The organism is Paracoccus aerodenitrificans (assembly GCF_027913215.1).
Taxonomy (GTDB): Bacteria; Pseudomonadota; Alphaproteobacteria; order Rhodobacterales; family Rhodobacteraceae; genus Paracoccus; species Paracoccus aerodenitrificans.
The window spans coordinates 1,890,007-1,914,148 of record NZ_CP115784.1; the positions used below are offsets into that span (position 1 = coordinate 1,890,007).

The following is a 24,142-nucleotide window of genomic DNA, read 5'->3' on the forward strand; positions in this document are numbered from 1 at the left end:
CCCGGCAATATCCGGCCACTGCGCAGGCTTTACTTCGCACGGCACGAACCCTATCTGTTCCCGATCATGGCAACGACATCAGACCCAAATTACAAAATCATCGCCGAGAACCGCCGCGCACGCTTCGATTATTCAATCGAAAGCGATCTGGAGGTTGGCATCGTGCTGACCGGATCCGAGGTGAAATCGCTGCGCTCGGGCCAGTCCAATATCGCGGAATCATATGCCAGTATCGAGGATGGAGAGCTGTGGCTGATCAACTCTTACATCGCGAAATACGCACAGGCAGGCGTGTTCGGCCATGAAGAGCGTCGCCACCGCAAGTTGCTTGTCTCGCGCAAGGAACTGGCGCGGCTTTGGGCAGCAGTCGGGCGCGAGGGCATGACGCTTGTGCCTCTGGTGATGTATTTCAATCATCGCGGGCTGGTGAAGCTAAAGATCGGCGTCGCCAAGGGCAAGAAGGTCGCCGATAAGCGCGAAACCTCGGCCAAGCGCGACTGGAACCGCCAGAAACAGCGCCTGCTGAAGCAGAATTACTGATCCCGTCCCCGCACCCGGCGGACATGCAGGGTGATGCGCTGCCGTGTCTCGTCGGGCTCCTCGGCCAGAGCCGCCATCAGCGCCTGCATCTCGCCGCGCAGGCCGTGCATTTCATCGAGAACCGACATCATCAGCGACAGCGCCTCGCCCTCCAGCCCGTAATCCTCGGTCAGGTTGCACAGAAGCTGGACCCGCGCCCGGTCAACCTCGCGATAACGCTCGCCGCCATCGGACAGGACCGGCTGGATCATGCGCAACTCGATATAATGGGCCAGACGCGGGGCGGTGAGGTCCTCGATGGCGGCGATCAGTTCGTCAGCGGTATAGCGGGTCATCTCAGCCTTCCATTCCCTTGCGCGGGTCATAAGCGTGGTCCTTGCGCCATGTCTCCATGAATGCGGCCAGATCGTCATCGACCTGCGGCGGCATCACGATTTTCAGGTCTACATATTGATCGCCGCCCTTGATCCCCTTGCCCTTCAGTCGCAACCGTTGCCCGGTTCTGGCGCCTTTCGGCAGGGTCATCGACACGGCGCCGTCAAGCGTCGGCACCTGAACCTTTCCGCCCAGAACCGCCTCATCGATCGAGATCGGCAGGGTGATCGTAACATCATTGCCATCGCGCACCCAATCGGGGTGATCCGTCAGATGCAATGTCAGATAGGCATCGCCTCGGCCACCGCTGCCGTAACCCTCTCCTCCCTTGCCGCGCAGCCGGATCGTCTGCCCATCCGAGGCGCCTTCGGGGATTTTCACGTCAAGTGTATTGCCATCCGGCAGCGTGATCCGCGTGGTTCCGCCTTTGGCGGCGGTCATGAAATCGACATCCAGATCATAGCGGACATCCTGCCCGCGCATGTCGAAGCCACGGCCGGAACCGGATCTGCGGAATCCGTCGAAATCCGGTCGCGCCCCGCCGAAATCACCCTGAGCGCCACGCGCACCGGCTCTGGCCCCGAACAGATCCTCGAACACATCCGAGAAATCGCCGTAACCGGCACTGGAATATTGCCGATAGGGGCTTTCGCCGCGTTCCGCGAAATCGCGGTAATATTGCTGTTGCTGCGGACGTTCCTGACCCGAGGCGTCGATCTCTCCGGCATCGAACCGCGCACGCTGTTCGGGGTCCTTCAGAAGATCATAGGCCGCAGCAGCAGCCTTGAACCGCTCGGCAGCTTCGGGCGCGGGATTCAGATCCGGATGATCCGTCTTCGCGATCCTGCGATACGCTTTCTTGATTTCATCCTGACTGGCGGTTTTCGCGACACCAAGCGCCTTATAGGGATCATCCATCTTCATGCTCTCTTCAACCTGACACCAACGCGCCCGCGCCGCTCAGGGTTCATCCCGGAAATACGCAGCCAGAGGTTCGGGTATCGGGAACTCCGCAAGCGCCCGCGCCCGTGCCCCTGCGGACATCTTGCGAGCTGTCAGGCGGACGATCCGGTCCATCTCCTCGGGCGTCTGTGTTTCAGAGAACGGCGCCATATAGTGACGCATGAAGGTAAACACGGCGACATCTTCAAGGGCCTGCACTTCATCGTCGCGCTTTATTCCCTGCTTCTGGAGCATTTTTTCGGCACGCCCGATCTGATCTTGCGTATACCCGGCCTCCGCCATGATCCCGGCAACCCGCGCGGCGTGGCGGCGGCCCTGTTCGGTGCGCCAGTTCAGATACCCCTTACGGTCATCGGGAAAATCGCTGCGCGGCAGGGTCCAGCGTTCGATATGCTGGCCCCGGCAGGCGATCTGAAGCGGCTCCGAGGCGTCGGGATACAGGCTGCGCTGCTCTTCGGTCATGCGCTGCCCGTACAGCAATTCGGCGGGCTGTCCGTTTTCCATATTGGGATCGGCGGCGTTGGCTTCGTCGATCCGGGCGAAAGCTTGGTCGAGTCTCTGTGTCATAGGCTTATCTTGCCGTCCCGCGCGGCCCATGTCATGACCGATTCATGCTGACCAATGCAGATATTGCCGAACTGACCGATTTCCGCCGCGAGTTGCACCGGCGGCCCGAGCTGTCGGGACAGGAACATCAAACCGCCGCCCGTATCGCTGCGCTGATGCAGGATCTGGGGGCGGATGAAATCCGTACCGGCATTGGCGGAACCGGCGTCGTGGCGGCGTTTCGCGGCAACGCGCTGGGGCCATCGGTGATGTTCCGCGCCGAGCTTGACGCGCTGCCCATTCTGGAAGCCGAGGGACCGGCGCATCGCTCTCTGACCGAGGGGGTCGCGCATCTTTGCGGCCACGAGGGGCATATGACCGGGCTTGCCGGTCTCGCGCGGCTGATCTCTCGGAAGCGCCCGGCACGCGGCACGGTCTGGCTGCTGTTCCAGCCCGCCGAGGAAACCGGCGCAGGTTCGGCGGCGATGCTGGCCGATCCCGGACTGCCTGCGTTCGATTACGGCTTTGCCATTCACAATTATCCCGGTCTCGCGCGAAACCATGCGCTGATCGCGCCGGGAACGATGAATTGCGCCTCGGTCGGGATGAAGGCGCGGCTGACCGGGGCGACGTCACATGCCTCGGAGCCAGAGAAAGCCCGCACCCCCGCCCCCGCCATCGCGGCGATCCTTCCCGCGCTGACCGGATTATCGCGGGGTACACAGGCGCAAGAGGATTTCCGGCTGGTCACGATCACCCATATCTCGATGGGAGAACCCGCTTTCGGCATCACCCCCGGCAATGCCGAAATCTGGGTGACGCTGCGCACATGCACTGATGAGGGCATGGCGTCGCTGCGCGATACCGCGACCGGGATTGTCCAGGATGCCGCAGAAACGCAGGGGCTTGGGGTCGCATTCGAATGGCATGACGACTTCGCCGCCTCATCGAACCACCCCGAGGCTACCGCCATTTTCGCCCGCGCGGCAGAGGATGAGGGGTTCATCCTTTCGGATCAGGGCCTGCCGATGCGCGCCTCCGAGGATTTCGGGCGTTTCGGCGGTCGCGCGAAAACCGCGATGATCCTGTTGGGATGCGGCGAGGATCACCCGCCGCTTCATGCCGGAAATTATGACTACCCCGACGACCTGATCGCATCTTCGGTTCTGCTGCTGCACCGCGTGGCAAGGGACCTTACCAGCTGAGCGCCTTCAGGGCCGGCAGTTACAGATCGCATATCATCGCAGCCTTCCGGTCAGCCTGAATGGCATCCGTGCCAGAGGATTGCGCCTGCTCTGCCAATCCCCGCATTGATCCTTCGGCAAGGGCAGGCTAACCGGATGCGCGACATGGAGGGATATGAATGAGCCGTATCGACGCAAAATTCGCCCGGCTGAACGCCGGGAACCGCAAGGCTTTCGTTGCCTATGTCATGGCAGGCGATCCCGACCCGGACAGTTCGGCGCAGATTCTGGCCGGCCTGCCCGCTGCCGGGGTGGATATCATCGAGCTTGGGGTGCCCTTTACCGACCCGATGGCCGATGGTCCGGTTATCGAGGCTGCCGCGCATCGCTCCCTCGACGCAGGCGGCAGTGTCAGCGCGACGCTGGAGATGGCCCGGAATTTCCGCAAGACGGATGATGACACGCCGATCGTGCTGATGGGGTATTACAACCCGATCTATGCACGGCCGGGCGGCGTCGAGCAGTTCCTGAAAGACGCGGTGGATGCCGGAATCGACGGGCTGATCGTGGTGGATCTCCCGCCCGAGGAAGATGCCGAATTATGCATCCCCGCTCAGCAGGCCGGGCTGAATTTCATCCGGCTGGCGACGCCGACGACGGATGAGAAACGACTTCCTGCGGTTCTCGCGAATACGTCGGGTTTCGTCTATTACGTGGCCGTCACAGGGACGACCGGCGGCGCGGCGGCACGCGCAGAGGATGTCGCGCCCGAGGTCGCCCGTATCTCGCAGGCTGCCGGACTGCCGGTCGTGGTCGGCTTCGGCATCTCAACCCCCGAGGCTGCTCAATCCATCGCCTCGGTTGCCGATGGATGCGTGGTGGGCAGTGCGATCGTCAAGAAGATCGGGGCCGGAGAATCCGTTGATGACGTCCTGAAATTCGTCAAAACTCTGGCGGATGGGGCGCATCGGGGCTGAGTGAATCGCTATGCCCGAATTCGATCATATCGTCATCGCCGCCGAGACACTGGCCGAAGGTGAGGAATTCCTGACCGCCCTGCTGCGCACAGCCCCCGAGCCAGGCGGCAGGCATGATTTCATGGGCACATATAACCGTCTCTGGCGGATGGGTCCGGGAGAATATATCGAGTTGATCGCCATCGACCCCGACGCCCCTGCCCCGTCATTTCCCCGCTGGTTCGGGCTGGACGGGTTCAGCGGCGCTCCGCGTCTTGTCTCATGGGTTTGCCGGACAGAGCGGCTGAACACGGCAAAGGGCAGCAAAATCATGGATGCCGCGCGTGGTTTGCTTCGCTGGCGAATCACCATTCCTGACAGTGGCGTTTCAGAGTGCGACGGGTTGGCCCCTCTGATGATCGACTGGCAGGGCAGCGCACATCCCGCAGATCGGATGCCGGATCACGGGTTCCGCCTGTTGGGGCTGAACCTGACACATCCTCAGCCGCCGAAGCTGAATATGAAAGATCCCCGGATCAGCGTTGCACAGGGGGATGCGGCCCTGGTGGCGCATATCTCGACCCCGCATGGGAAAATCACCCTCTGATCCGTGGACCCGGAAAATGGCAAAGCAATGCCGTTGAATTATGGCATTGGCCCTGAAAGCGCCGTCCAATCACCAAAACCATATGAATTTTCTGATATTTCTAGAAACTGGAGCGGGCGATGAGATTCGAACTCACGACCCTAACCTTGGCAAGGTTATGCTCTACCCCTGAGCTACGCCCGCATCCGTTTCTGGCCGGTGGTCTCTGCCGCCGGTGCAGCGTGATTTAGGTCAGGCCGTCCGGGGGTGCAAGCATAAAATCGGCAAGAGGACGAAAAAATCCTTCTTGCCGAAACCGGCCCGCTCTGCGCTGATCCGTGCAGGGGGTTTCATGCAAACGACCGAACGTCTTTCTGATTTTGTGCGGCAGGCCCTTCTTGCAGGGCAGAGCCGCGACGACATCCGTCATACGCTTATCCGGGCAGGCTGGTCCGAGACCGATTCAGAGCGGGCTTTATCGGCCTGGATGGATGCCGGAACCATGCCGCCTGTCCCGCGTCCCCGTCCCCAGGAATCTGCCCGCGAGGCGCTTTTCTTCGGGCTGCTTTTCATCACGCTTGCGATTCTGGCCTTTCATATCTGCGCTCTCGGTTTCGATATCGCGGATATCTTGCTGCCTCTGCCCGCCGATCCTTATGGCAACGCCGTGCCGGATATGGGCTTCTCGATGGCGGCGCTGATCGGGTTTACTCCGGTTTTTCTGTTCCTGCATCGTCAGGTTCTGCGCGGCGATCACCAAAATCCGGGGCGCAGCCCTTCATCGGTCAGGCGATGGCTTGCATCGCTGATCCTGCTGATTACGGCGCTGACCCTTCTGGGCGATCTGGTGTATGTTATCTATGCGCTGCTGAACGGAGAAATCACGGCGCGGTTTTTCGCCAAGGCCGCATTGGTGGCGCTGATGGCCGCGTTGATCTTCGGATATTACCGGGCCGAACTTCATGACTGACACGCGCAATATCTCGGCCGGGCTGATCGCCGCCCTTGCCGCAGTTCTGGTGATCGCCGGGCTGATCCTGAGCGGCGGCCCGGGTCAGGCCAGACAGGAATATCGCGACCGGATCCGGGTCCAGAATTTGACGCAGCTTTCCGAAAACATCCTTTGTCTTGCACAGGATGAAGGCGCTCTGCCCGACGCGCCCTCTGTCACGGTAAATTGTCCCGGGCCCCTGACGCCGCGCGATCCGTTCACCGATGCGCCCTATCGCTATGAGATCACGGGCGACCGCAACTTCCGTCTTTGCGCCACATTCGAGCGCCCGGATATTGTCGCGCGTCAACATGCGTTCGGAGTGCCGGATTTCGACAGCGAGGCAGGCTGTCTGCCCATGAGACTGCACGATGAGGTCACGCTTGGCCGCGACATGCTGGACGCCCCTGCCCGCACGCGGTAAGCCGTTGCCAATATTCCCGCCAGGCGACAGGAGCCCTGCTTATGGCCAAACGCCCAGTTTTTCAGGACGTCACCGAAGAAACCCCGCGCACAGCCCCTCCGGCCGGAGGAATGATAGACGCGGCCCCGAAAGGCGCACGCCGCGCGATCCGGCTGTGGCTGATCGTGCTGTTCGTTCTGGTCGCGGCAATGATCGCCCTTGGCGGCGCGACGCGTCTGACCGGATCGGGCCTGTCCATTGTCGAATGGAAGCCGGTGACGGGAACCCTGCCGCCGATGGATGCCGCAAGCTGGCAGTCGGAATTCGAGGCCTATCAGCAGATCCCGCAATATACGCAGGAAAACCCGGATATGGATCTGGCCGGGTTCAAGCGCATCTATTGGTGGGAGTGGTCGCATCGATTCCTCGGACGTCTGGTCGGACTTGTCTGGGCCGCGGGATTCCTGTTCTTCCTTGCCACGAAACGCATCCCGACCGGATGGACGCCGCGCCTTCTGGCGCTTGGGGTTCTGGGCGGGCTTCAAGGCGCGATCGGCTGGTGGATGGTCTATTCCGGCGTCGCCACAAACACGCTGACCTCGGTCGCCAGCTATCGTCTGGCTGTGCATTTGGGGCTTGCTTTCGCGATACTCGGCCTGATCGCCTGGTATGCGCTGAACCTGTCCCGCAGCGAGGCAGAGTTGCTGCGCGCCCGACGTGCGGCGGAGCCGAAGCTGTTTTCAATGTCCACCGGGCTGATGCATTTCGCCTTTCTGCAAATCCTGATCGGCGCATTGGTGGCCGGGATCGACGCAGGAAGGCAGTATACCGGCTGGCCGCGCATGGGCGGCGAGTGGATCCCCGCAGCGATCTGGGATGGCACGCTCGGCTGGCGGAATTTCTTTGAGAATCCCGCTCTCGTTCAGTTCATCCACCGCATGACCGGCTATCTTCTGACGATCTTCGCGGTGGTGGTCTGGCTGCGGGCCCGCCGCTCTCCGCACAGCATCACGCGCGGCGCGTTCACGGTGATGCTGGTGGCACTGGCGGTTCAGATCCTTCTGGGGATCATGAATGTCATCCACGCCTCGCCGCTTGGTCTGGCCCTGATCCACCAGCTTGGCGCGGTGGCCCTGTTCGTCCTGATCATCCGCGCCCGCCATCACGCCCGCTATCCCCATGAAACCTCTGTCAGAGGACCCCGGAAATGAGCGATTTCGACGCCCTCATGGAATTTCAGCGCACCACCGAGGCGCTCTCATCCGTCGCCGAACGGCTCGGCTGGGATCAGGAAACGGTGATGCCGCGCGGCGCAACCGAGCAGCGGGCCGAGGAAATGGCCGCGATGGAAGCCGTGCTGCATGAACGCCGCACCGATCCGCGCATCGGCGAATGGCTGGACGGTGCCGAGGCGGAAATCGAGGATGACGAAGACGCCCGCATGCTGAAGCTGATCGCCCGCGATTTTCAGCGACAGACACGCATTCCGGCACGGCTGGCGACAGAACTGGCCCGGCTGACCTCGCTGTCACAGGGGATCTGGGCAGAGGCGCGGTCGAATGACGATGTCGCGGCCTTCCTGCCGACCCTTGCCGAGATCCTGATGCTCAAGCGCGAAGAGGCCGACGCGCTTGCCGATGGCGGCGATGCCTATGACGCGCTTCTGGACGATTACGAACCCGACGCCACAGCCGAGACGATTTCAGGCATCTTCGCCGCCATGCGGCCCCGTCTTGTGCAGCTTCGCGAGGATCTTCTTGGCGCGGAGCGCCAGCCCGCGCAACTGACCGGCCAGTTCCCCGCCGAAACCCAGCTTCGGCTGGCACGGCAATGCGCGACCGCGTTCGGCTATGACTGGACACGCGGGCGTATGGATCTTGCGGTTCATCCGTTCAGCTCGGGTCGTTGGCAGGACAGCCGCATCACGACGCGGGTGGTCACGGCGGACCCGTTCAACTGCCTCTATTCCACGATCCACGAAGTCGGGCATTCGAATTACGAACTCGGCATCGACAGCGATTACGCCTTTACCGCGCTTGGCCGCGGCGTCTCTCTGGGAGTGCACGAATCGCAATCCCGGATCAGCGAGAACCAGATCGGCCGGTCCCGGGCTTTCACCGAATGGCTGTTCCACCGCATGTCGGATGCGTTTGACGCCATGAATATCAGCGACCCTCAGGCATTCTATGCCAGCGTCAACCGGGTCGCACCGGGCTATATCCGCACCGAATCGGATGAGGTGCAGTATAATCTGCACATCATGATGCGCTTCGATCTGGAGCGTGATCTAATCGCCGGAAAGCTTGACGTGACCGATCTGGAAGAGGCGTGGAATACACGCTTTCTGAAGGATTTCGGAGTAGCCGTCGACAAGCCCTCGAATGGTGTCCTTCAGGATGTCCACTGGGCGGTCGGGCTGTTCGGGTATTTCCCGACCTATGCGCTTGGCAATGTCTATGCAGGCTGCCTGAACGAAGCCATGCGCGAGGATCTTCCCGATCTGGACGAATCGCTGACCGAGGGCGATGCCACACCAGCCGTCGAATGGCTGCGCGAGAATATCCACCGGCATGGCAGCCTGACTCCGCCTGTCGAACTGATCGAAAACGCCTGCGGGGCTCAGATTTCTGCCGATCCGCTGCTGGATTATCTGGAAGAGAAATTCGGCGCGATCTACGCGCTGTGATCGCGTTGCATCATTCCTCCTGCGTCATGGACAGCACCGCATCCACGGCACCCTGCCACGCGCGATAATGCCGCTCACGGTCTGCCTTGGCCATCTGCGGCTCGAAACGACGGTCGAGCCGCCATGACCGGGCATATTCCTCGGGGCCGGGACAGATACCGGCCTTGAAACCGGCCAGCCATGCGGCTCCCTGAGCGGTGGTTTCCGGGTTTTCTGGACGATCCACCGCCGCGCCGAGAATATCGGACAGGAACTGCATGGCCGGTTCACTTGCAGTCATGCCGCCATCGACACGCAGCACGGCATCGCCCGCATCCGGCCAGTCCGCCCGCATCGCCTGCAACAGATCCCGGGTCTGAAACCCGACCGATCGCAAAGCCGCACGGGCAAATTCGGCGGGGCCGGTATTTCGGGTCAGCCCAAAGACAGCCCCCCGCGCATTCGGGTTCCAATAGGGCGCCCCCAACCCGGTAAAGGCCGGCACCATGATGACATCCTGTCCGTCATCCGCCTTTTCGGAAAGCGGCGCTGTCTCGGCGGCATCGCCGATGATCTTCAGCCCGTCGCGCAGCCACTGGACCACCGCACCGGCAATGAAAATCGACCCCTCAAGCGCATAAAACGGCTTTCCCTCCAACTGATAGGCAATCGTCGTCAGCAGACGGTTGTCCGACCGGACAGCATCCCCGCCCGTATTCAGCAGCGCAAAGCACCCCGTGCCATAGGTCGACTTCATCATCCCGGGCTGAAAACAGGCCTGCCCCACCGTCGCTGCCTGCTGATCGCCCGCCACGCCCAGAATCGGCACCTCGCGCCCGAACAAATCGGCGCGGGTCATGCCGAATTCCGCGGCATTGTCCTTCACCTCGGGCAGCAGAGCCTCGGGCACATCGAACAGCCTGCACATATCCTCGGACCATGCGCCGCGCCTGATATCGTAAAGCATTGTCCGCGCCGCATTGGTCGCATCGGTCACATGGCTTTTGCCGCCGGTCAGCTTCCAGATCAGGTATGTATCAACCGTCCCGAAAGCCAGCTCACCCCGTTCAGCCTTTTCCCGCGCACCCTCGACCTGATCCAGTATCCAGCCGATCTTCGTTGCACTGAAATAAGGGTCCAGCAGCAGCCCGGTGATATCGGTCACCGCATCCTCATGCCCCTCGGCTTTCATCCTGGCACAAATATCCGCTGTCCGGCGGTCCTGCCAGACAATCGCCCGGTGAATCGGCTTGCCCGTGCCTCGATCCCAGATCAGCACGGTCTCACGCTGATTGGTGATCCCGATCGCATCGATCCGGGGCGCATCCGCCTTTTCGAGCGCCCCACGCGCAGTCGCGGCGGTTGTCGTCCAGATATCGTCGGGATCATGCTCAACCCAACCCGAGCGCGGGAAATGCTGCCTGAATTCCTGCTGCGCCGTGGCCTGCACCTGCAATTCGTCGGAAAATACAATCGCCCGGGATGAGGTGGTCCCCTGATCGATGGCAAGAATGGTCATGCTGCGCTCCTCCCTACTATGTTGGTTGCGCGGCCCGGTCCCGGCGTCAAGCCGCCTTGTCAGTTGGGAGTGTCAGCCAGAACTGTCAGCCGGGATCGTGACCGCCCCAGAGGCCCTGCGCGAAGACCAGCGGTTTCCCTTGCCCCGCCTCGACCCGCAGGACACGGCCAATGACCAGAGTATGATCCCCGGCATCATGCAAATCTTCCTGTGCGCAATCGAAGCGCGTCAGAACGCCCGGTATGATCGGCACATTCTCGGGTGAGCGATCATGCGCCAGCCCCTCGAACTGAGCGCCGCCGCGGGTAAACCGATCCGCCAGATATTTCTGATCGGCCCCCAGAACGTGAATGCTGAAATGCGGGGCGCGGGCGAATATATCATGCCGACGCGAGAACTTCCCCGGTGACCACAGCACCAGAGGCGGCGCAAGCGACAAAGATGCAAAACTATTCGCCGTGACGCCCTGAGGCCCATCTTCTGCGCTGATCGTCACCACGGTCACGCCGGTTGCGAAATTGCCCAATGCGTCCCGGAACTCCCGGGCGTGATGATGATCGGGGGTGAATTCCGTCATGCGACCTCATGACCGATCGCCGCCGTATACAGGATGAACCAGTCCTCACGGCTGAGTTCGACCGTCAGCGCGTCGGACAGGGACGCAATCCGCGACAGCGTATTCGTCCCCATAACCGGCACGATCTCGGCCGGATGCGCAAGCAGCCAGGCAATCGCCAGCGCCGCCAGATCGCATTCCTTCGCCTCGGCCATATCCCTCAGCGCCTCGATCAGTGCCGGACGCACGCCGGCAAACAGAGCACCGCCGGCAAGCGGCGACCATGCCATCGGCAGGATTCCCTCGCGCTGAATAAAGGCCATATCGCCATTGGTGAACGGCTCGGTCGCGGCAAGGGACAGTTCGATCTGGTTGGTGCAAAGCGGATGAGCCATCGCCGATTGCAGCAATTCGACGTCATAGGGGCGGAAATTCGACACACCGACGGCACGGACCTTGCCCGCATCGACAAGATCGTCAAGCCCCCTGCCGGTTTCCATCGGATCCATCATCGGATCGGGCCGGTGGATCAGCAACAGGTCGATCCGGTCGGTTTTCAGATCGCGCAGGCTTGCCTCTGCGGCGGCGGCAATATGCGCAGCCGAGGTATCGTAATGTTTCACCCGCGCGCCCGAGTGACGCCCGGTGGGCGCAACAATGCCGCATTTCGTGACGATCTCGACCCGGTCACGCAGGCCCGGAGACGCTTTCAGCGCCTCTCCCAAAATCGCTTCCGCTGTGTAATTCCCGTAAATATCCGCCTGATCGAGGGTCGTAATCCCCTGCTGCAAACACGCCTCGATCTTCGCCTGAACATGTGCCGGGCCGGTATCCGTGTCGTCCGCGATGCGCCACATCCCATAGGCGATACGGCTGATCTCGACACCTCCGGCGATCTCGATGCGGTTCATCTTCATCGAAAGGCCCTTTCAATACTTCGCGCTGCCAGAGGACGCCATCGCCGCTTTCCTGCCAGACCCTCTGCTATCCGCAGAAGGTCACCATATTCAACGGGCGGGTGCAATCGCTGCCGTGCTGCGGAGTCCGTAATATGCCCGCAATGATCGGGCATATTGGCCGGGACACATGCCCCGGCGACAAAAAAACGGGAAAATGCGGATCAGCGACCCATCCGGCGCAGATAGGTCCATGTCGGTACGCGCCCGTTGCGGGCCACCGACCAGCTTTCGGCATCACCGAGATAGGCGAAACCGCTATTGGTCAACACCCGCGCCGAGCCGGGATTATCCTGAAACACCTCGGCGAACAGGGTCCGCGAATCATGCGGGTTTTCTTCGATCAGCGCCGCGACGGCCTCACTGGCGAAGCCGGTATTCCAGAAACCGGCACCGACCCAGAAGCCGAGCTCTGACTGATCGTCCTCCATTCTGGTCAGCGAGACCACGCCCAACACCTCGCCCAACCCTCTGGCCGAACCGTCAATGGCCCAGACATCCTCAGAACGCCCGGGCTCCATCGCACGCGCAACAAAGGTTTCGGCAGCACCCGGAGGGAGCGGATGAGGAATGGCGCGTGTCCCCTCGGCGACACGGCGATCAGAGGTGTAATGCGTGATCAGCCCGACATCCGAGCGCCGCAGCGGGCGCAGGACCAGCCGTTCACTGGCAATCACCGGCTGTTCCCTGATCAGTTCTGTCGCGGCCTCAACGAGTGCGTTCATAAATTCTCCTCCGTCGGGCAGAACCCGCCCAAAAACAAAAGGGGGACCGGCTGTGCCGATCCCCCTGTATGATGCCGGGTTTTTATCGGCTTATTCTGCAGCCTCTGCGTTGGCAGGCATAACATTAATATAAGTGCGACCTTTGAGACCCTTTTTAAAGGTCACTTCGCCATCGGTAAGGGCAAAAATCGTGTGATCACGGCCCATGCCGACATTGACGCCCGGCCACCACTTGGTGCCGCGCTGACGCACAATGATGTTTCCTGCGATGGCGCTTTGACCGCCATACAGCTTGACGCCAAGGCGGCGACCGGCTGAGTCGCGGCCGTTCCGGGACGAACCGCCTGCTTTTTTATGTGCCATGGTTTCAGTCCTTCTTGCCTTTGGCCAGTTCCTTGGCCTGCTTGATCCATTCGTCGCGCTCAATCCGACCGTGGAAGGCCAGTTGATCGTCCATGTACTCGATCTCTGCCTTCTTCCACTCGGCAATCTGGTCGAAATGGTAAACGCCGTTTTCGTGCAGCAGTTCTTCCAGTTTCGGACCAACACCCGAGATTTCCTTCAGATCGTCCGGGCCGCCATCGCGGGCCGCGGTCAGAAGGTTGGACGGGCGGGTGCCGACGGTTTTCGGAGCCTCATCAGCAGCGGCATCTGCCTTCTTCGCGCCATCGTTCTTGGCGTCATTCTTGGCGGGCTTCGCGGCTTTTTTCGCTGCGGGCTTTTCTTCCGCGACATAGGACGCGCCTGCGGTGCGGGCACCGATGGCTTCCTTGACGCCGGATTTATCACCGCCTTTTTCCAGAACATCGGTGACGCGCAGCAGGGTCAGTTGCTGGCGATGACCACGAGTCCGCTGAGAGCTGTGCTTGCGGCGGCGCTTGACATAGGTGATCACCTTGTCAGCCTTGATCTGGTCGATTACCTCGGCCTGAACGGCGGCACCTTCCACCAGCGGCGACCCAACAGTCGAGCCGACCATCAGAACTTCGTTGAACTGCACGGTGTCACCGGCATTGGCTGCCAGTTTTTCAACGCGCAGCACATCACCCGCCTGAACGCGGTATTGTTTGCCGCCCGTCTTGAGAACTGCGAACATCGCTTTGTCTTCCTTCGTATCCCGCATCCTGCGGCCCCCAGCATCTGCTGGTGTTCCGGGGCAAATCCCCGCCTTCGGACAGCGCACCCGCCTGCCGGGTGATGGTTGAAAAATAACGTACCGGCCAAAGAGCATCAGCCTGGCCGGTCGCGGGTATATGAAGGATTCGGCGGTGGAAGTCAAGCGAAAGCCCGCATTTCAGGCCGCTGCCGGCCGAATCAGGGTCCTCCCCCGGCAGCGCGACTTGAAACCGGGCCTGCACCTGCTATCAGGGGCGCAAGCCCGTATCAAAGGATATCCGCATGGAACTGGACCTCGACGCCCGCCGCAAATCCGATCCCGAGCACTGGAATCTCGCCACCTCTATCCGGGTCCTGGCGATGGATGCGGTGCAGGCCGCCAATTCCGGGCATCCCGGCATGCCGATGGGCATGGCCGATGTCGCGACGGTCCTGTTCGGGAAACATCTGAAATTCGACGCCTCGGCACCGAACTGGTTCGACCGCGACCGGTTTATCCTGTCCGCGGGCCACGGCTCGATGCTGCTTTACGCGCTGCTCTATCTGACCGGCTATGAGGATATGACGATCGAGCAGATCAAGAATTTCCGCCAATGGGGCGCGATCACCGCCGGTCATCCCGAATACGGGCATGCTGACGGGATCGAGACGACGACAGGGCCTCTGGGTCAGGGCATCGCCAATTCGGTCGGCTTCGCCATCGCGGAAGAAGCGATGCGGGCCGAATTCGGGGACAAGCTCTGCGATCACCGCACCTGGGTCATCGCAGGCGATGGCTGTCTGATGGAGGGGATCAGCCAGGAGGCCATCGCCCTTGCCGGAGCGCAGCAACTGGGCCGGCTGATCGTGCTGTGGGACAATAACAACATCACCATCGACGGCCGCGTCTCGCTTTCCGACAAGACCAATCAGCGCGAACGGTTCGAGGCATCCGGCTGGCGCGTCCTGTCCTGCGACGGCCACAATACCGATGATATCGACCGCGCATTGACCGAAGCCGCGCAATCCGATGGCCGCCCGACCCTTGTCGATTGCAAGACGATCATCGGATATGGCTCGGCCAAGAAACAGGACACGGCAGGCGCACATGGCTCGCCGCTTGGCGACGAGGAAATCGCCGCGACCCGCCGCGCCTATGGCTGGGACAGCCCGGAATTCGTCATTCCTGAGGAAATCCTCTCGGAATGGCGCAAAATCGGCAGCAGGGGCGCTGCCGAGCGCGAAGCATGGCAGAAACGCGTCGATGCGCTGCCCGCTGAAGAGCGCGACGAATTCGCCCGCCGCATTTCGAACGAGGTCAGCAGCAGGCTGGCTCCGGCGATCAATGCGCTGAAGGATCAGGCGCTTGAGGGGCAGCACAAAGTGGCGACCCGCAAAGCGTCCGAGATGGTGCTGGAAGTCATCAACCCCGCCCTGCCCGAAATGTTCGGCGGCTCGGCCGACCTGACCGGCTCGAACAACACCAAAACCTCGGATCTGGGCGTGTTCGACGTGCAGAACCGCGCCGGGCGCTATATCCATTACGGCATCCGCGAGCATGGCATGGCCGCCGCAATGAACGGGATTTTCCTGCATGGCGGCTTCCGGCCCTATGGCGGGACGTTCATGACCTTCACCGATTACGCCCGCGGCTCGATGCGGCTGTCGGCGTTGATGGGGATCGGGACGATCTACGTGATGACCCACGATTCCATCGGTCTCGGCGAGGATGGCCCGACTCACCAGCCGGTCGAGCATCTGGCCATTTGCCGCGCCACGCCGAATACGCTGATGCTGCGTCCCTGCGATCTGATCGAGACCGCCGAGGCGTGGGAAATCGCGCTTGAAACCACCGATGCACCCTCTGTCATGGCGCTGTCACGGCAGAACCTGCCGCTTCTGCGTCAGGAAACCGGCGAGAACCTGTCGGCAAAAGGTGCCTATGTGATGCGTGAGGCCTCTGCCGCGGCGAAGGTGATCCTGATGGCCTCGGGATCCGAGGTCGAAATCGCTGTCAAAGCGCAGAAAACGCTGGAAGCCGCCGGTATCCCGACCCGTGTCGTCTCGGTCCCCTGCATGGAGCTGTTCCGCGAACAGGACGCCGAATACCGCGAGAAAGTGCTGCCGGGCGGCACGGTCCGCGTCGCCGTCGAGGCGGGTGTGCGTCAAGGCTGGGACTGGCTGCTGATGGGCGAACGGGGCAGCGATGCGACCTCGGGCTTTGTCGGAATGGACGGGTTCGGTGCCTCGGCACCGGCGCCGAAGCTCTATGAAGAGTTCGGCATCACCCCCGCCGCAGTGGCCGATACGGCCAAGGCGCTGCTGTAAGTGGCGGCAAAGGTCGCATCATCCTCAAGGAATGGAATGCAGCGGATTGATTTCGCTGCATTGTCCTGATGGCTTTACGACCTCTGCCCCGCGCCTTTGCGCTGTTCGGACGCGAGCGGGACGGTACGCGTCATGTCCCGGGATCGGATCAGACGCGGGGCATCCTGATCCTGTGCTCAGCGATTTTCCTGTTCACACTGATGGACGCGACGGCCAAATATCTGGGCCAGTATTACAGCCCCGCACAGGTGGTCTGGGCCCGCTTCATGGGCAATCTGGCGGTCGTGCTGATCGTATTCCGCGCCCGGTTCTTTCCCCTTCTGCGATCACATCGCCCGATATTCCAGTTCTGGAGGGCGATGACGCAGCTTGCCTCGGTCTCGTTGTTTTTCACCTCGCTGAAATATATTGGCATCGCCGAGGCAACCGCGATCATGGATATGAACCCGGTGCTGATCACACTGGGCGGGGCGCTGTTTCTGGGCGAGAAGATCGGCTGGCGCAGGATATTGGGCATTGCTGCAGCAATGATCGGGGCGCTGATCATCATTCGCCCCGGCATGGGCGTGTTCCATCCGGCGGCGCTGCTGCCGCTGATCGGCGCATTCACCTTCGCGGCAGGCGCATTGCTGACGCGCATGGTTCGCGCGGACCCGCTTGGCACCTCGCTGATCTGGTCGGTCATGGTCGGCGCAATCGCAAGCTCGGTCGTGGTGCCGTTTTTCTGGCAGCCGATCCAGATGCAGCATTTATGGGCATATGGGCTGATCGGCGTTTTCGGAGCCGCCTCGCAGGCGCTGCTGATCAAGGCGTTCTCGATTGCAGAAGCCGGAGCCATCGCGCCATTCGGCTATACAGGTGTGATCTGGGCCGGAGTCTGGGGCCTACTGTTCTGGGGCGTGCTGCCGGATATCTGGACGATTCTGGGCGCGGCCATCATCGTTGGCGCGGGCATCTATATCTGGTCACGGGAAAAACAGCTTGCCGGACAAACTGAATAGCGACGCACAAAGCAACGACGACCCGATCAGCTTTATCGACCGGGTCGCAAATGCTGCATTCCTCGCGGTGATGGGACTGGCAAGGATGCTGCCCTATCACCGGCGTATCCCGCTTGTCGGGTGGTTTTTCGCACATATGTTGGGGCCTGTTGCGGGCTGGACCGCCCGCGCCCGCGAAAACCTGTCTCTGGCCATGCCGGAGCTTTCAGCATCGGAGCGCAAGCGCATCGCACGCAGCGTTCTGGACAATGCCGGGCGGTCGATGGCCGAGATCTATTCGGGCGAGGAATTCGTCTCGCGCATCGCCGGGGCGGACCCGCTGACGGGACCCGGGCTGCAAGCCCTGCGCGAGGCGGGCGAACAGGACCGCCCAGTGATCCTCGCCTGTGCACATTTCGGCAATTACGACGCGATGCGTGCTGCCTTATCCGCTCAGGGATGGCCGGTCGGGGCGCTGTATCGTCCGATGAACAATCCCGCCTTCAACGCGCATTACATCCCCGCCATGCGCAGCATTGCCGAGCCGATCTTTCCGCGTGGCCGCTCGGGCTTTGCAGCAATGCTGAAATTTCTGCGCGGCGGCGGGATGCTGGCGCTCGGTTTCGACCAGTTCGTCCATGATGGCACACCGCTGCGGTTTTTCGGCATGGATTCACGCACCGTTCTGACCCCGGCAGAGCTGGCGCTGCGCTATGATGCGCTTCTGCTACCCATTGCCGGGGTGCGCCAGCCCGACGGGCTGAGTTTCAGCGTCGAGGTTGGCGATCCGGTCGCGCATAGCGATCCTGAACAGATGATGCAGGCGCTGAATGACGATCTGGAACGGCGGATCCGCGCCAATCCCGGGCAATGGTTCTGGGTCCATCGCCGCTGGAAGAAGCGCGGGCGCTGATCACTCGATCAGCACCATCCCCTCCGGCCACCGCATCGAGGTTTCCAGCGTAATCTCTTGTTTTTCGCCGGAAACCAGAGGCATTTCCCAGACAAGAACACCACGTTTCCCATCCGGCGCCACCTCGGTTGGATCAACCGAGGCGGTCCATTCAACCTTAAGATCCTCCTGCTCAGAGACAGGCACCTGGTCGGTCATCCGCAGCGTGTAATTCCGGTTCGTCAGGTTTTCAGCCGACAGAATGGCGGTCTCGGTCAGCGCGGAAGAACGTCGGATCAGGCCCCGGTCACCGCCCTGACGATCCGGCATGATGCGTTCCAGAACAATCCCGTCAATCGCACCGAAACCAAGCTTCATCTCATCCCCGGCGGCGGTCAGATCCAGTTGCCGCTGCCCCACCATCGCGCCATCGGAATAAAGCGTCGCCTGTCCGGGCAGGATCACCTCATCAAGGCTGTTTTCACTGTCCACGACCAGATAGGCGGTGCTGTCGCTCGACGGCACAGCCTCGGCGACGAGATCCAGCAACGGAAGCTGTTTCTGATCGAGATTCAGACGCAGCGAATCCACTCCGTCGCGCAGATTTACCGGGCTGTCGTAACGATAAACCGCCGTCGCCCCAAGAAACTCGGTCCGCGCGGCAGGCGCAGGCGCGGCTTCGGCCATCACAGCCGCGCCATCCTGCATCATCTCCATTCGCGCGCCGGGCAGGTCCGCGGCGAAGCTCTGCTCGGGATCGAAGATGCTGACGATCCACGGCGAAATCTCGGAAGGGGTTGCGCGTTGCGAGGGACGCGCGGTGGAGAGGGTCAGAGAGACATCCGACCAATCCTCTCCGGTTGCCTGACTGACCAGCACACCGCGCTGAAGGGTCAGCGTCTCGGCCTGAGTATCGAGCCGCAGATCATAGACCGGCGACCAGCTTGCCTGCGCTTCCGATGAGCTGATCCGGATCGTCGCCGGAGCGCCCTGCCCCTCGACCGCAATCACCAGAGCGGCTTCGGGCTGAGGCGGCTGACGCAATGCCGCAAGCCTCGCGCGGGCCTGTTCCAGCAACCGCGCCTCAGCCTCGCGCCCCTGTTCGGCTTCCTGCGCCCGTGTCTCGGCGTCGATCGCATCGGTTCTCGCCTGCAGAATACGCGCGGAAACCGTATCCGCCAGGCTGCTGACATCACCCGATGAGGCCCCGTCCGAGGTCGCAAGCTCTTTGAGAAAATCGATCACATCGCGGGCGGTGGTCACTTCGGCACGGATCGCTTCGACCCGGGCATCGCGCTGCCGCAAACTGAATTCCAGACGATGCACCTCGGCCTGCGCAGCCTCGACAGCCTCCTGCTCGGGTGCGGTGTCGGGAAGGGCGCGGTCATGTTGCAGATTGACCGCGCCGATGACGGCATTCTCGGCGCTGATCCGCAGCCCGGCGGGTTGCGTGCCCGCAGGCAGGCCGGTGACGATCAACTCATGAGAGCCCGCTGGCAGATCAAGCCCGATCTCGCGCGTGACACTGGCCCCCTGCGGATAAAGCGTTGCGGCACGGACCGGGGCGGAAACCTCAAACCGCTCGGCGAAGGCGGGAGCCGCTGCCAGCAGCGCGGCGCTTGCAAGTAAATGACGCATATTCTTCCTTTCGACGACGGGAAGATCATGCGCCCCGATACCGGGCTGAAACAACACAACTTATCCTGCGGAACATAAAATCCGCGTGTCCCGGATAGGCCGCGCTTGCGCCGCCCCGCCGGTTCAGTCCTTTTTGTTGCCCGAGTCCGGCGTGGCCTCGGAGCCATCCTGCGCGGCCTGATCGGTCCCGCCATAATAGGCCCCGCTATCATCCGAACCACCCGATTCGCTGCGGTTTTCATCGGCGGCAACCTCGGCATCGTCCGTCGGTTCCTCGCCATTCTCATCCAGAACCTCATCATCCGAGGCGTCAGCCGGATCGCGTGTATCGTCTTCATGCTGACTGCCGCTGCCTGCCCCCTTGCGCACGGCCTTGGCCTCTTCCCGGGCCAGTTCGCGCTCTTTCGAGACCTCGTCGGATTCGCGCCGGATCTGTTCGGCAACCTCTGGCGGGATAAGCGAGACAATCCGCATATCCGGCGCACCTTCCAGCTTTTCGTCGCGACCGACGAAACGGACCTCTCCATCGGCGATCGTGACAAGCGGAATCGCGCCCTCACGCGCCTTGCGCCAGTCCTCAAGCGTATATTCCTCGGTCAGGCGGGTGTTGCGGAAAATCCAGCCATCGGCCAGCAACTCCAGATATTGCGCCAATGTGCGGCCACCATTGATCCCCTGCCCGCCAAGCTGGCTTGGCAGAGAATGGCGGGCGCGGTCTTCTTTCGCACGTGAGATCTGCCAGATCGCGTCACGGCCGAATTCCGGCGCAAGGTCAGTCGCGACCAATGTGTTATAGGCGTCATTATCCGACGCAACGAGGATCGTCGAATAGGTGATGAATTCCACACCATGTTCCGCGGCTTCCGACAGGATATCCCCGTAATAGGTCGGCACACCGGCATCGCGCGCCGAGCGCAGCATGGCCCGGTTCGGGTCCGTCACCAGCACCTTCACATCCGCCTTGATCAAAGCCGTCGCGAGACCCGTCGCAAAGGCCGATCCGCCCGCAATGATCAGGCCGGGCTTTTCACCCGAGCTCAGTTCCAGTTTCTCGGCCAGAGGCTTCAGCCCGAAACCGTGCAGAATGACCGTGGTCAGCACCAGCACGAAGGCCAGAGGCTGCAGCACCGCACCATCCTGAACACCTTCGGCCACCAGCCTTTCGGCAAAAAGGCCGGAAATCGCCAGCAGCACCACCCCGCGCGGGCCGGTGAACGCAACCAGAAGCCGCTCTTTCCACGGAATAGGCGTTCCCGCCAGCGAGGTCAGCACCGTCGCGGGGCGCACAAGCAGGATGACCGCCAGAATGAACAGCGCAGAGCGCCAGTTCAGCAATTCCAGCATCTCAAGATTCACGCTTGCTGCCAGCAGGATAAAGACGCCCGACAGAAGAAGCGTCGTCGCCTGCTCCTTGAAGCGATAAATTTCGGTATAGGACGGCAGATCGGCATTGGCGATGATCAGCCCCATCACTGTAACCGCCAGCAGGCCGGATTCGTGCAGCACCATGTCGGACAGCGCGAATGCGAAGATCACCACCACAAACAGAAGCGGCACTTTCATATATTCCGGCACCAGCGATTCCCGGAACGCCTTGATAATGGCGACCGCCGCGCCGAATCCGATCAGCGTCGCAAAGGCGATCCCCGACACAACCGTCCAGACAGCTTCAGCCGCGCTCAGTTCCTGTTGCCTGACCAGCACAACCTCAAGCGCGATCACCGCGACAAGGGCACCGACCGCATCGTTGACGATACCTTCCCATTGCAGAAGCTGAGCGGGACGGTTGAAAAGCCGCGCCGTGCGCAGAAGCGGCGCGATCACGGTCGGTCCGGTCACGATCATGACGCCGCCGAATACGACAGAGGACTGCCAGCTCAGCCCGGCGATATAGGCAAGCGCCAGCGAGGACAGCAGCCAGCCAAGCGGAGCGCCGATAATCACCAGCCTGCGGACACCCGGCGCAGCATCGGCGAGTTGCTTGAAATTCAGCGTCAGCCCGCCTTCGAACAGGATCACCGCCACGGCAAGCGAGATCATCGGCGTGACAAGATCGCCGATATCGCGTTCAGGAATGAAAATCCCCGTCAGCGGGCCAAGAACAAGCCCCACGGCCAGCATCACCACAATGCCCGGCAGGCGGAACTTCCAGGCCAGCCATTGCGCCCCAACACCTGCAACGCCGACAAGGGCGAATGCTTCTACCGGGCTGAGCCCACCTGAACCTGCTGCCATTGAAATTCCCTCATTACGCGGACGGCAACCTTTACAGAGGCGATTCTGTTCCCCGAAAGTCGCTCTGAAAGACTGAAATTTCGTAAATATTGACGACTGGCAGGGTTTCGGCTAGGCCAAAACCGTCTGCATCCGGCGGACGAACGAGGGGCGTGAAATTGCGTCCCATTTTTTCTTCTGTGCCGTATCGCACAGCAAATGGACGCATATGACCAAGTTTTCCGATCTTAAGCTCGACCCGAAAGTCCTGAAGGCAATTGCCGAAGCCGGGTACGAAACCCCCACGCCGATTCAGGCCGGGGCCATTCCGCCCGCTCTTGAGGGGCGCGACGTTCTGGGCATCGCACAGACCGGCACCGGCAAGACGGCCAGTTTCACCCTGCCGATGATCACCCGCCTGTCGCGTGGACGGGCGCGGGCACGGATGCCGCGCAGCCTCGTGCTGTGCCCGACGCGGGAACTGGCGGCGCAGGTCGCCGAGAATTTCGACATCTATGCCAAGCATACAAGGCTGACCAAGGCGCTGCTGATCGGCGGCGTGTCCTTCGGCGAACAGGACAAGCTGATCGACCGTGGCGTCGATGTGCTGATCGCGACTCCGGGCCGTTTGCTGGACCATTTCGAGCGCGGCAAGCTGCTTCTAACCGGGGTCGAGGTGATGGTCGTCGATGAGGCCGACCGGATGCTGGATATGGGCTTCATCCCCGATATCGAACGCATTTTCCAGTTGACGCCTTTCACGCGCCAGACGCTGTTCTTCAGTGCCACGATGGCCCCCGAGATTGAGCGGATCACCAACACCTTCCTGCATACGCCCGAACGGATCGAGGTCGCGCGTCAGGCCACGACCTCGGAAACCATCACCCAGAAGATGATCGAGATCACACCGACCCGGAAAGACCAGACCGCCAAGCAGAAACGCGAGCTTCTGCGTGCGCTGATCGAAGCCGAGGGCGAGGGTCTGAAAAACGCCATCATCTTCTGTAACCGCAAGACTGAAGTAGATATTGTCGCCAAATCCTTGAAAAAGCACGGTTTCGACGCAGCTCCAATCCACGGCGATCTGGACCAGTCGCAGCGCACCCGCACGCTGGAGGCATTCCGCGACGGCTCGCTGCGCTTTCTGGTGGCCTCGGATGTGGCGGCGCGTGGTCTCGATATTCCGGCGGTCAGCCATGTGTTCAATTTCGACCTGCCCTCTCACGCCGAGGATTATGTCCACCGTATCGGCCGGACCGGACGCGCCGGGCGCGAAGGGACGGCCTATTCCATCGCTACACCCGCGGACGAAAAATATATCTCGGGGATCGAAAACCTCGTGAAACACGCCTTGCCGCGCGTGGATCCTCCGGAAGGGTTCAGCCTGTCCGATGCGGCAAGATCCGCCCCGCGCCCGCCGCGTGACGCCAAAGGAGGCAGCCGGTCGCGCAGCCGCGGACGGCGCAGCGAAAAGGATAACGGGACGACACCGCGCGATCAGGAAGCGCAGCAGCAACCTGCCGCCGAAACCAGAGCGGAGACAAGCCGCAATTCGGATCGCAATGCAGGTCGCAATGAAAGCCGTGGCGAAAACCGTCATGACGGCAGCGATAACCGTCGGGGCGGTCGCGGGAATGACCGTCGCCGCAGTGACGGCGGCCCCGCCATTACCGGCATGGGCGACCATATTCCCGAATTCATGAAGCACAGCTTTGCGTCGGCTCTTGCCGCGACTGAGGCCGCAATCGAGCAATCCGACAGCGACGCCGCGCCTGCTGATGACGATACGCCGAAACCCACGCGCAAGCGCCGCGCCAGACCTGCGACCAAGGACGACGTCACACAGGACAACGTTCCGGAAGCCGCAGCCGAGGACGCAACTCCAACCGATCCGCCTCCGGCAGAACATGCCGAAGCCGAGCCTCAGAATGAGGTTGCGGATGAGCCATCGGAAAAACCCGCGCCGAAGCGACGCCGCCGCTCTGCCAAAAAGGCAGACGCCGAGACACCGGAAGGCGACAGCATAGCAG

The 24,142-nt window shown here is 61.9% G+C and carries 22 protein-coding genes, 1 tRNA gene and 1 pseudogene; 12 read left to right on the forward strand and 12 right to left on the reverse strand.

What is annotated here, in order from left to right:
- Positions 1-66: 66 nt before the first annotated feature.
- A complete protein-coding gene (smpB, locus tag PAE61_RS10655; RefSeq protein ID WP_271115132.1) occupies positions 67-540 on the forward strand; it encodes an SsrA-binding protein SmpB in 474 nt (157 codons plus the stop codon).
- Here the strand turns inward: smpB and PAE61_RS10660 are convergent.
- The 3 genes from PAE61_RS10660 to PAE61_RS10670 are packed head-to-tail and all read right to left on the reverse strand — an operon-like array spanning position 534 to position 2,445.
- A complete protein-coding gene (locus PAE61_RS10660) occupies positions 534-875 on the reverse strand; it encodes a hypothetical protein (RefSeq protein ID WP_271112372.1) in 342 nt (113 codons plus the stop codon). The genes smpB and PAE61_RS10660 overlap by 7 nt on opposite strands.
- 1 nt (position 876) lies before the next feature.
- Positions 877-1,833, reverse strand: a complete 957-nt coding sequence (locus tag PAE61_RS10665; protein WP_271112373.1) for a DnaJ C-terminal domain-containing protein — start codon at positions 1,831-1,833, stop codon at positions 877-879.
- Positions 1,834-1,875: 42 nt separating this feature from the next.
- Positions 1,876-2,445, reverse strand: coding sequence for a DUF4202 domain-containing protein (locus PAE61_RS10670; RefSeq protein WP_271112374.1), 570 nt, complete (start codon positions 2,443-2,445; stop codon positions 1,876-1,878).
- Positions 2,446-2,489: 44 nt separating this feature from the next.
- On the opposite strand from PAE61_RS10670, the gene PAE61_RS10675 reads away from it, so the two are divergent.
- From PAE61_RS10675 to PAE61_RS10685, 3 genes are all read left to right on the forward strand, one after another.
- On the forward strand, positions 2,490-3,629 hold the full coding sequence (locus PAE61_RS10675) for an amidohydrolase (protein ID WP_271112375.1): 1,140 nt from the start codon (positions 2,490-2,492) through the stop codon (positions 3,627-3,629).
- Positions 3,630-3,787: 158 nt separating this feature from the next.
- Positions 3,788-4,585, forward strand: coding sequence for a tryptophan synthase subunit alpha (gene trpA / locus PAE61_RS10680; protein WP_271112376.1), 798 nt, complete (start codon positions 3,788-3,790; stop codon positions 4,583-4,585).
- A 10-nt stretch (positions 4,586-4,595) separates the two neighbouring features.
- Positions 4,596-5,171, forward strand: coding sequence for a VOC family protein (locus PAE61_RS10685; protein ID WP_271112377.1), 576 nt, complete (start codon positions 4,596-4,598; stop codon positions 5,169-5,171).
- Positions 5,172-5,279: 108 nt separating this feature from the next.
- Here the strand turns inward: PAE61_RS10685 and PAE61_RS10690 are convergent.
- A tRNA-Gly gene (locus PAE61_RS10690) sits at positions 5,280-5,354 on the reverse strand.
- Positions 5,355-5,502: 148 nt separating this feature from the next.
- Here PAE61_RS10690 and PAE61_RS10695 point away from each other — a divergent pair.
- From PAE61_RS10695 to PAE61_RS10710, 4 genes are read left to right on the forward strand one after another with little or no spacing between them, the layout of a single operon-like run.
- On the forward strand, positions 5,503-6,120 hold the full coding sequence (locus PAE61_RS10695; RefSeq protein WP_271112378.1) for a DUF5671 domain-containing protein: 618 nt from the start codon (positions 5,503-5,505) through the stop codon (positions 6,118-6,120).
- Entirely contained in the window at positions 6,113-6,565 is a 453-nt protein-coding gene (locus tag PAE61_RS10700) for a hypothetical protein (RefSeq protein WP_271112379.1), read from the forward strand. Before PAE61_RS10695 ends, PAE61_RS10700 begins: the two co-directional genes overlap by 8 nt.
- Positions 6,566-6,606: 41 nt before the next feature.
- Positions 6,607-7,755 (forward strand): heme A synthase, encoded by a 1,149-nt coding sequence (ctaA, locus tag PAE61_RS10705; protein ID WP_271112380.1) that lies wholly within the window; start codon positions 6,607-6,609, stop codon positions 7,753-7,755.
- Positions 7,752-9,230, forward strand: coding sequence for a carboxypeptidase M32 (locus tag PAE61_RS10710; protein ID WP_271112381.1), 1,479 nt, complete (start codon positions 7,752-7,754; stop codon positions 9,228-9,230). Before ctaA ends, PAE61_RS10710 begins: the two co-directional genes overlap by 4 nt.
- Positions 9,231-9,240: 10 nt before the next feature.
- On the opposite strand, the gene glpK is transcribed toward PAE61_RS10710, so the two are convergent.
- The 6 genes from glpK to PAE61_RS10740 all read right to left on the reverse strand — a co-directional run bounded on the left by glpK (position 9,241) and on the right by PAE61_RS10740 (position 14,061).
- On the reverse strand, positions 9,241-10,728 hold the full coding sequence (gene glpK / locus PAE61_RS10715) for a glycerol kinase GlpK (protein WP_271112382.1): 1,488 nt from the start codon (positions 10,726-10,728) through the stop codon (positions 9,241-9,243).
- A gap of 85 nt (positions 10,729-10,813) precedes the next feature.
- Complete coding sequence (locus tag PAE61_RS10720) at positions 10,814-11,305, reverse strand: flavin reductase family protein (protein ID WP_271112383.1); 492 nt, start codon at positions 11,303-11,305, stop codon at positions 10,814-10,816.
- Entirely contained in the window at positions 11,302-12,195 is an 894-nt protein-coding gene (locus tag PAE61_RS10725; protein ID WP_271115133.1) for an aldo/keto reductase, read from the reverse strand. The genes PAE61_RS10720 and PAE61_RS10725 overlap by 4 nt, the downstream gene beginning before the upstream one ends.
- A 209-nt stretch (positions 12,196-12,404) precedes the next feature.
- A complete protein-coding gene (locus tag PAE61_RS10730) occupies positions 12,405-12,965 on the reverse strand; it encodes a GNAT family N-acetyltransferase (RefSeq protein ID WP_271112384.1) in 561 nt (186 codons plus the stop codon).
- A 90-nt stretch (positions 12,966-13,055) separates the two neighbouring features.
- Positions 13,056-13,328, reverse strand: coding sequence for a 50S ribosomal protein L27 (rpmA, locus tag PAE61_RS10735; protein WP_271112385.1), 273 nt, complete (start codon positions 13,326-13,328; stop codon positions 13,056-13,058).
- Positions 13,329-13,332: 4 nt separating this feature from the next.
- Entirely contained in the window at positions 13,333-14,061 is a 729-nt protein-coding gene (locus PAE61_RS10740; RefSeq protein ID WP_271112386.1) for a 50S ribosomal protein L21, read from the reverse strand.
- A 308-nt stretch (positions 14,062-14,369) separates the two neighbouring features.
- Between PAE61_RS10740 and tkt the strand changes: the two genes are divergently transcribed.
- The 3 genes from tkt (at position 14,370) to PAE61_RS10755 (ending at position 18,281) form a co-directional block, all read left to right on the forward strand.
- Positions 14,370-16,388, forward strand: coding sequence for a transketolase (tkt, locus tag PAE61_RS10745; protein ID WP_271115134.1), 2,019 nt, complete (start codon positions 14,370-14,372; stop codon positions 16,386-16,388).
- Between the two features lie 68 nt (positions 16,389-16,456).
- Complete coding sequence (locus PAE61_RS10750) at positions 16,457-17,389, forward strand: DMT family transporter (RefSeq protein WP_271112387.1); 933 nt, start codon at positions 16,457-16,459, stop codon at positions 17,387-17,389.
- On the forward strand, positions 17,370-18,281 hold the full coding sequence (locus tag PAE61_RS10755; protein WP_271112388.1) for a lysophospholipid acyltransferase family protein: 912 nt from the start codon (positions 17,370-17,372) through the stop codon (positions 18,279-18,281). Before PAE61_RS10750 ends, PAE61_RS10755 begins: the two co-directional genes overlap by 20 nt.
- Here the strand turns inward: PAE61_RS10755 and PAE61_RS10760 are convergent, their stop codons facing one another.
- Positions 18,282-19,898, reverse strand: coding sequence for a DUF4139 domain-containing protein (locus PAE61_RS10760; RefSeq protein WP_271112389.1), 1,617 nt, complete (start codon positions 19,896-19,898; stop codon positions 18,282-18,284).
- Between the two features lie 123 nt (positions 19,899-20,021).
- Entirely contained in the window at positions 20,022-22,133 is a 2,112-nt protein-coding gene (locus tag PAE61_RS10765; protein ID WP_271112390.1) for a cation:proton antiporter, read from the reverse strand.
- 208 nt (positions 22,134-22,341) lie between these two features.
- Here PAE61_RS10765 and PAE61_RS10770 point away from each other — a divergent pair.
- Positions 22,342-23,826, forward strand: a pseudogene (locus tag PAE61_RS10770) (DEAD/DEAH box helicase); the annotation flags it as partial.
- Between the last annotated feature and the right edge of the window lie 316 nt (positions 23,827-24,142).

Bases quoted from the DNA above. Each gene is read 5' to 3' on its own strand.
- PAE61_RS10695 (WP_271112378.1), top strand. From the start codon at position 5,503: ATGCAAACGACCGAACGTCTTTCTGATTTTGTGCGGCAGGCCCTTCTT.
- PAE61_RS10685 (WP_271112377.1), top strand. From the start codon at position 4,596: ATGCCCGAATTCGATCATATCGTCATCGCCGCCGAGACACTGGCCGAA.
- PAE61_RS10720 (WP_271112383.1), bottom strand. From the start codon at position 11,305: ATGACGGAATTCACCCCCGATCATCATCACGCCCGGGAGTTCCGGGAC.
- glpK (WP_271112382.1), bottom strand. From the start codon at position 10,728: ATGACCATTCTTGCCATCGATCAGGGGACCACCTCATCCCGGGCGATT.
- PAE61_RS10760 (WP_271112389.1), bottom strand. From the start codon at position 19,898: ATGCGTCATTTACTTGCAAGCGCCGCGCTGCTGGCAGCGGCTCCCGCC.
- rpmA (WP_271112385.1), bottom strand. From the start codon at position 13,328: ATGGCACATAAAAAAGCAGGCGGTTCGTCCCGGAACGGCCGCGACTCA.
- PAE61_RS10730 (WP_271112384.1), bottom strand. From the start codon at position 12,965: ATGAACGCACTCGTTGAGGCCGCGACAGAACTGATCAGGGAACAGCCG.
- PAE61_RS10710 (WP_271112381.1), top strand. From the start codon at position 7,752: ATGAGCGATTTCGACGCCCTCATGGAATTTCAGCGCACCACCGAGGCG.
- smpB (WP_271115132.1), top strand. From the start codon at position 67: ATGGCAACGACATCAGACCCAAATTACAAAATCATCGCCGAGAACCGC.
- PAE61_RS10670 (WP_271112374.1), bottom strand. From the start codon at position 2,445: ATGACACAGAGACTCGACCAAGCTTTCGCCCGGATCGACGAAGCCAAC.
- ctaA (WP_271112380.1), top strand. From the start codon at position 6,607: ATGGCCAAACGCCCAGTTTTTCAGGACGTCACCGAAGAAACCCCGCGC.
- PAE61_RS10750 (WP_271112387.1), top strand. From the start codon at position 16,457: ATGGCTTTACGACCTCTGCCCCGCGCCTTTGCGCTGTTCGGACGCGAG.
- PAE61_RS10740 (WP_271112386.1), bottom strand. From the start codon at position 14,061: ATGTTCGCAGTTCTCAAGACGGGCGGCAAACAATACCGCGTTCAGGCG.
- PAE61_RS10660 (WP_271112372.1), bottom strand. From the start codon at position 875: ATGACCCGCTATACCGCTGACGAACTGATCGCCGCCATCGAGGACCTC.
- PAE61_RS10765 (WP_271112390.1), bottom strand. From the start codon at position 22,133: ATGGCAGCAGGTTCAGGTGGGCTCAGCCCGGTAGAAGCATTCGCCCTT.
- PAE61_RS10665 (WP_271112373.1), bottom strand. From the start codon at position 1,833: ATGGATGATCCCTATAAGGCGCTTGGTGTCGCGAAAACCGCCAGTCAG.
- trpA (WP_271112376.1), top strand. From the start codon at position 3,788: ATGAGCCGTATCGACGCAAAATTCGCCCGGCTGAACGCCGGGAACCGC.
- PAE61_RS10725 (WP_271115133.1), bottom strand. From the start codon at position 12,195: ATGAACCGCATCGAGATCGCCGGAGGTGTCGAGATCAGCCGTATCGCC.
- PAE61_RS10675 (WP_271112375.1), top strand. From the start codon at position 2,490: ATGCTGACCAATGCAGATATTGCCGAACTGACCGATTTCCGCCGCGAG.
- PAE61_RS10700 (WP_271112379.1), top strand. From the start codon at position 6,113: ATGACTGACACGCGCAATATCTCGGCCGGGCTGATCGCCGCCCTTGCC.